Here is a 6,718-nt window from a genome sequence, read left to right as displayed (position 1 = left end):
CTTCTGATTTTACTCTTTTATCTTTTAAGGTATTGATTTTTTCACCTATATGGTATACCTTATTAATATAGGTGAGTAATTGTTTCAAATAACTTTTGCTCATTTTATCAGCATCCTTTTTGTGTGAATTTCTAAACAAAACTATTATAAAAAGGGTGCTTTTATTTTGCAACTTTTTTCTCTATAATTTCCAGTAAAAATCGGAAAATCTCATATTTCCACTGATTATTCTTAAATTCTTATAAATCAACGGTCTACCAACCTGAAAAATTTTTAAGTGCTAAACTTCTGATATACAATAATATATTATTTTTCAATGCTTTCGACAATCGTTGCTTTTTTTAGACAGTAAAAAACTGGTCAAGGCATAATCTGCCCTAACCAGTATAGATATAATTTATTATATTTCGCACTAAACCTATAGCACCTCTGAGTACAATTTGATATAATTTCATCTATAATTTCTTATCAAAAAACAAATGAAAGTTACTATATCTCTTAAGTGAATTTCCGTTTAATTTAATAAATTCCCAAGTTTCCTTATAATCGCCTTTAACTGCAAACTGTTCATCGCGAATAAAATCAATAAATGCTGCTTCATTCTTATAATAAGAATCAGAAAAACTTTCTGCATATTCCATTTTCAACTCATCCGACAAGTTTATTTTATTATGCAAAACATGCTCAAGATTACAAGAAAAGTAATACATTCTATATGGAATACCTGAGATCTTCGAACAGAGAGATAATCGATTGATAACTTGCTGTTTTCTGCTATTTCTTTCAATAACACTCCCTACAGATTTTGCAAAAATAGCTGATTCAGTATACAAAAATAATTCCACCTAAAGACGTTTTATCCGTCACACCTTCTACGATAAATAAAATAACCTTTTTAGTTCTCATCAGTCACCCTCCCTGCTCTTCTGAAAGCACGACTGATATCAAAGCTACTAGTCTCTTTATAAATTTCCTCCTTTTGTCCTCCAAGATTAATACTTCGATAATACAAATTTCTCAGATTATTGTTGCTTTTCACATTCGTAAATCGCATATATCTATTCTTTGGATTTGTTGTTGTAAATATAATCGAATTTGTATCCAGCATTTCGAGTGGTCTTAAATTATGAGAAGTAAATATTAGTTGTCCTTTTCCACTTTCGCTAATAATTTGAAGAAGCTCACCAAGCAAATATTCAAAAATACCGGCATCCAATTCATCAACAACCATACAAACTGTAGGGTTATTAAACATCGCTATTAAAGTACTCAGTATAGATATAATTTTCTTGATACCGTCAGACTCATACTTCAAAGGAACTTTTATATCATCCCTAATAGATATCAGTTCAATTCGAACGCCTTCATTGCCATCCTCTCTGAGTTGTTTCCCGTGGTTTTTTATACCAATATTGAGTCCTGGAATAATTGTTTCTAGCACAATATTCATCTGGTCGATGATCTTAACCACGACATTATATACTTCTTCTGAAACAACCGATGGCTTCAAAAGACCGATTGCTAAATCCCCCTGTGTCATTTTTTCTTCATACACCAGCCTAAAACTAAAAGGGATTAATACATTCATGTTAATCATTCCTGAGTAGTTGTTCTTTATAATAAACAAATTGAGATTTGAATAGTGCTTCAAAGATAAAATGATGTCCGTATAGCTTTTAAAGGCATTATTTTTCTTAATAACTTCTTCTAACTCACTGCTAAAAACAAAAGATGTTCCATTTTTTTCGGACATTTTTTTAGCAACACCTAGCTCAATTTGAATATCTGCATTATTCGAGATTAGCAAACGATAATTTTTTATCGGTTTAAAAACATATTCTTTGTTTTCCACGTGATAATCAATAATTCTAGCTTTACTTTTCCAATCACCATCTACAAATTCCTTATATGCCAAATTTTCTCGGATCACTTTGATCCTACTTTCATCCGCTCTTCCTACCTCTACTTCATAGAAAATCTGATATTTACGTAAATCATTCTTCAAATAATAAATAAGTTTTATAGTGGCAGTCTCTTTATTTTTAAATATATAATCACCTGCATTTTTAGGTAATTCTTTTCCACTTATGAGGTGTTTGATAATCCACATGGCATCGACAAACGCTGTTTTCCCCGAACCATTTTGACCGTATATCCCAATGATCTCTGAACGAATTAATTTATTTGACGATAAAGGATCATTTGGAAAATCAATTTTACCGTATTCAACATTCTTTATATTAATCAGTTCAACTTCCTTTATACGAACTATAGTATTTTGCATTTCACACACCTCCGATTAAAATAAATCATATCACAAAATACACGATTTGTAAATTTAATTTCTCGAATCGACATATAATGTATCGATTTTAAATTATATGTCATTGATTATTGTAACCATCTCCTACTGTTATATTCATCCAGAATATATATCACCTAATAAACCTAATCTTAAATTCAATCCATGCTATCATTACAAATCTATCTCATTTAAGATATCCCTTAAATTTTTCAATGCTTTCGACAATCATTGTTGTTTTTAGCCAGTAAAAAACTGGCCAAGACATAATATGCCCTAACCAGTATAGATATGATTTATTCAATTACATATTCACTTTTAATACTATTAATAATTGATGTAATAATGAATCAGCAATCACTATTAACCTCAATATGTAAAATCACATATGAACTATTTATGAATTAACAGATAGTACGTATTAAAGTGTACTAAAAAAACCTCATGCTAATTAAATAACATGAGGTTAAAAATATTCATTATTTTACGATATGAATATTTTCCATATTCGCTTAGTGTTTTAAGTGCTATTAAAATTATATCAATACTGATTTGCTTTATTATGCTATTATTTCCTAAATACAGTTTATTCTTTAATGCTTGTTTACTCTCTTCATAAACTCTTTTTATATCATAAATGCTCCCAACATTAGAAACTCCTATTGTAACAGTCGTACTTAATAAACTTAAAAACTCTTTCTGAAAGTCAATAAATATATCTCTAAAACTTTTTGAATACAACATATTATCCATACCTATAAGAATTGCAAAAATATTATCATGGCATTCAACTAGATATGTGGCGTGTATAAAGAAAATATAAATAGTTATTTAGTAATTTCATTTCTTTAATTGATTTTCTTTTTCAGGGATGAGTATTTCTAGCTTATTAAAAATTTTTAAAAATTCAGAATCAACTTCATGTACATCATTAGAATAACTTTGATAAGATCCACTTGGATTTGTAGCTAACCTATAAAACTCGTCATAAACTTCATATAGTTCTATTACCGTATTATATGTCTTCTGATATTCATCTGGGGGATTCTGTAGTCTTTTTACAATTGCATCTAGGTTTTTCTTTCTATCTTCCAAATCTTTATTTTCTTTATTAAATGCTTTGTACTGTTTAGCAATTTCATCGTTAAAATCTTTATAATCACTAAATATTGCATCATGCCACACTTCTAAATATTTATAAGCATCATAGATTGGTAATAAAATTACCAATCTATGTAAGGTACCTGACCCCTTTCAAAAATTGGAAATGAAATGAACAATTTTTGTTGCTAAACTCGTTTTGTTAAAGCAAAACATCTTTTGTTGCTACAATGTATAAAAATTATTTTTTGTAAAACAATTTTTATACATACCGTTTCTATACATGCTGTAACTTCAAATTTAAATTTATATAAGCTATGTTTTAAATTTTATCAAACAAAATAGAACTCTATCCGTATATCTATTGTGAAAGGGGTGAATAACATTTTGAATATAGAAGATATAATTGATACATATAAAGATAATTTATATAAACTTTGTATGAAATTAACAAATAACAAGATAGATGCCGATGATCTTTTTCAAGACACTTGGTTAAAACTTTATAAAAATTTTTACAAAATTGATAAACAAAAATCCATAAAAAATTGGATTTACACCATTTGTATCAATATATACAGAGACAATTATTCTAAAAAGAAAAGATGGCTAAACATTATAGTAGACTTTTTTGATTCAAAAACAAAACATGAAATAATAGAACAGCAAAGTACAAATGAATGTGAAACTGAAATTACAGTATTGGATAATATTGAGAAGAACATTATCAAAGACATGATAAATGAATTAGATGATAAATACAGACTTCCAATTATTCTTTTTTACTATTCACATTATAGTTATAGCGAAATTGCAAATATTTTAAGTCTTCCCATTGGTACTGTAAAATTTAGGCTTAACACTGGTAAAAAATTATTAAAAAGGAAACTAGAAAGCATTAATTTTAAGGAGGGTTGTAAATGAAAAATGATAAATTTGACCAAATCATTATCGACAGCCTAAAAGACGAAGAAATTCTTACTCCTGAAGAAACTCTTGTAAATGCCACCAAAAACTTAATTAAAAAGAAAAAAAGTCATACTATATTGTTAAATAAGGTATACATATTTGGTTTGATTTTTATATGTATACTGTTTTCACTCGAAGCAATCAACTTAGCAATAAAAACAAAAAATATAATAATTATAATCAGTGTAGTCTTGTGGAATCTATCTATACTAGTTCTAAATTTTGTTTTCAGAGTTGAATTCAAAGCTTTTCTTGAAATAAAAGGGGGACAAATATGAATACTTTAGTTTTATCAATTATATTCTTTATATTATACATTATTACAAAACTCTTATTAAGTTCTTCTGTGTATTTAGATAGTAAATCTATACAACTAAACCCCAAATTTTGGTCTATAATTATAATACTATTACCTAATTATATAGGTTTTGTATTTTATTTAATTATTAGAACCATAACACTAAATAAAACATTTGATAAAGGAGAAAAAAACATGAACATATTCAAGAAAAAAAAATCTATTATTGTCATACTAGCAATATCAATTTTAACATTAGGAACTTCTTATTACTGCTTAGGAAAATATTTTGACGATATCAAAAGTTCTAAGTACAGCACCTATGAAGATGCTATATCTATGATAAAGCATGGTTGGATTCCTTATAACATGCCTAAAACAGCTACAGAAATTTATGAAATCCATAATATAGATACAAACATAGGAAATGGTATGTTTAAATTATCCAAGAAAGATAGCAAAGATTTTTATGCTAAACTAGTTCCAATTAATAAAACCGAAATTCTAAACTTAAAAAGCATAAAATCAAAATGGTGGAATGAACAAAAAATCAAAAACAATGTAAAAAATAATCTGTTACTAGCTGGAAAAGATAATGATTTTATATATGCAATTGATTTAGACGGAACTGTATACTTTTGGATTAATCATTGATAAGTTTTTAGAGTTTGATTATCAAAACACGCTGTAATTCCACACGTACACTCTCTATTAACTTATATGTAACTTACTCGAAATAACCAATATATAAAGATTGTAAAATATTTTATTAAGCCAAACATCGGCACCTCAGCTGGTCTAGTCCACTAAAGACAAAAGCTTTAATCTGACGCTTATAGAAATAAGAGTCTTGTAGAATTGATAAAATTTGAAAATACCCCCATACATTTATATGTAGAATTCACAGACAAAGCATAGCATTATTTTGCTATGCTTTGTCTGTAATAAAATTATATGGCTCACCCTTACAATTTGCAATTTCTGTTGCTATTTCACATATCTTAAATACAAATCAAAATTTCCTCTACATACAAGATAGCATCCCTATGATTTATAACTTCTAAATGTTCTCTTAGAGTTTTTCCGCCAACAGTTATTTATTCTATAACTACCTTTGTTTTTACCAAATGTAATGTATTTCCTTCAATTACATTAGAATTATATATCCCCTCCAACACTAAATTCTCTCTGATACTTTTTAATGTATGCTGAGATAGAGTTCTCTTTGAATCCAATAAGGATTTCTTTCTATCTACTTCCTTAAACACAAAATTCCCCCTTGAATTTAATTGTATTCTCCTACTCGAAAATTAGCAACACAGATTTAATTACTATACGTATCTTGTACTAAATTTTTCCATACTTAGGAGCCCAATCTCTTAAATCATATCCCAGCAAGCTTATACAAGTTTCTATTCTTTATATATGTTACTAATGTTAATTTATTATTAATTACTTTAAAGTTCCCATTTTGGACATATCCCATTTTTTCACAGATATAGCAGTTACGTTTTTTCGTTAATATTGTTTCAATTTCCCAACTTTCTGCTTGAGGATAAATAAGTTCAAGACGCTTCATCACTTCCTGTGCAATACCTTTATTTTGGTATTGTTCAAGTATAGTTATAATATGAAGTCTCATTATACCCGGTTCTTTTTCATAAACAAATACACTTCCTGCTAAATTATTTTCATATAAAATCTTATAATAATCACCAAATTCAAACCTTCTTAAAAATCTCTCCATTGTTTGCATTACTGGACTTGTTTCATGATCATTATATTTTTTATATAAAGGCATAAAAACTTCCTTTTGCATGGATAATAATTCTTCAGCATCATCTACTGTCGCTTTGCTAATCTTAATATTTGAATTTAACATTTCAAATAAAACATCAATATAATGATATTCTATAAATTCCCCTTCCTGAACCATTTCCTTTATTTCATTCTCACTAGCCCACTTTACATCAGCCACTTCCTCATATTGAAGTTTTAAATCATTAATATCAACATTTTGTCTAACAATCCAAATATCATCGAACCCA

9 protein-coding genes are annotated in these 6,718 nt (G+C 27.7%); 3 read left to right on the top strand and 6 right to left on the bottom strand.

The genetic code is table 11. From position 1 onward, the window contains the following. Positions 1–455: 455 nt before the first annotated feature. The 4 genes from CLTEP_RS13040 to CLTEP_RS13025 form a co-directional block, all read right to left on the bottom strand. On the bottom strand, positions 456–833 hold the full coding sequence (locus tag CLTEP_RS13040) for a hypothetical protein (protein WP_066827394.1): 378 nt from the start codon (positions 831–833) through the stop codon (positions 456–458). 62 nt (positions 834–895) lie between these two features. Next, complete coding sequence (locus tag CLTEP_RS13035) at positions 896–2,284, bottom strand: AAA family ATPase (RefSeq protein ID WP_066827392.1); 1,389 nt, start codon at positions 2,282–2,284, stop codon at positions 896–898. 465 nt (positions 2,285–2,749) lie between these two features. Continuing rightward, entirely contained in the window at positions 2,750–3,046 is a 297-nt protein-coding gene (locus tag CLTEP_RS13030; protein WP_066827391.1) for a hypothetical protein, read from the bottom strand. Positions 3,047–3,142: 96 nt separating this feature from the next. Continuing rightward, positions 3,143–3,532: a hypothetical protein gene (locus CLTEP_RS13025; RefSeq protein ID WP_066827390.1), complete on the bottom strand. Its 390-nt coding sequence runs from the start codon at positions 3,530–3,532 to the stop codon at positions 3,143–3,145. A 258-nt stretch (positions 3,533–3,790) separates the two neighbouring features. On the opposite strand from CLTEP_RS13025, the gene CLTEP_RS13020 reads away from it, so the two are divergent. Genes CLTEP_RS13020 through CLTEP_RS13010 form a run of 3 tightly spaced genes read left to right on the top strand, consistent with a single transcriptional unit; the run spans position 3,791 to position 5,324 of the window. Further along, positions 3,791–4,327: an RNA polymerase sigma factor gene (locus CLTEP_RS13020; protein WP_084364981.1), complete on the top strand. Its 537-nt coding sequence runs from the start codon at positions 3,791–3,793 to the stop codon at positions 4,325–4,327. Continuing rightward, positions 4,324–4,650 (top strand): hypothetical protein, encoded by a 327-nt coding sequence (locus CLTEP_RS13015; protein WP_066827389.1) that lies wholly within the window; start codon positions 4,324–4,326, stop codon positions 4,648–4,650. Before CLTEP_RS13020 ends, CLTEP_RS13015 begins: the two co-directional genes overlap by 4 nt. Then, positions 4,647–5,324 carry a YbbD-related protein gene (locus tag CLTEP_RS13010; RefSeq protein ID WP_066827388.1) on the top strand — a complete coding sequence of 226 codons (678 nt, stop codon included), beginning with the start codon at positions 4,647–4,649 and terminating at the stop codon, positions 5,322–5,324. The genes CLTEP_RS13015 and CLTEP_RS13010 overlap by 4 nt, the downstream gene beginning before the upstream one ends. A gap of 443 nt (positions 5,325–5,767) precedes the next feature. On the opposite strand, the gene CLTEP_RS14965 is transcribed toward CLTEP_RS13010, so the two are convergent. Continuing rightward, positions 5,768–5,938: a hypothetical protein gene (locus CLTEP_RS14965; protein ID WP_161938385.1), complete on the bottom strand. Its 171-nt coding sequence runs from the start codon at positions 5,936–5,938 to the stop codon at positions 5,768–5,770. 116 nt (positions 5,939–6,054) lie between these two features. Further along, positions 6,055–6,718: GNAT family N-acetyltransferase (locus CLTEP_RS14960; protein WP_084364979.1), on the bottom strand; the 664-nt coding region annotated here is incomplete at its 5' end.

The organism is Clostridium tepidiprofundi DSM 19306 (genome assembly GCF_001594005.1).
Lineage (GTDB): Bacteria > Bacillota > Clostridia > Clostridiales > Clostridiaceae > Clostridium_AC > Clostridium_AC tepidiprofundi.
The sequence above is the reverse complement of the archived record's forward strand: the minus strand, read 5'-3'. Positions and strand labels throughout refer to the sequence as shown.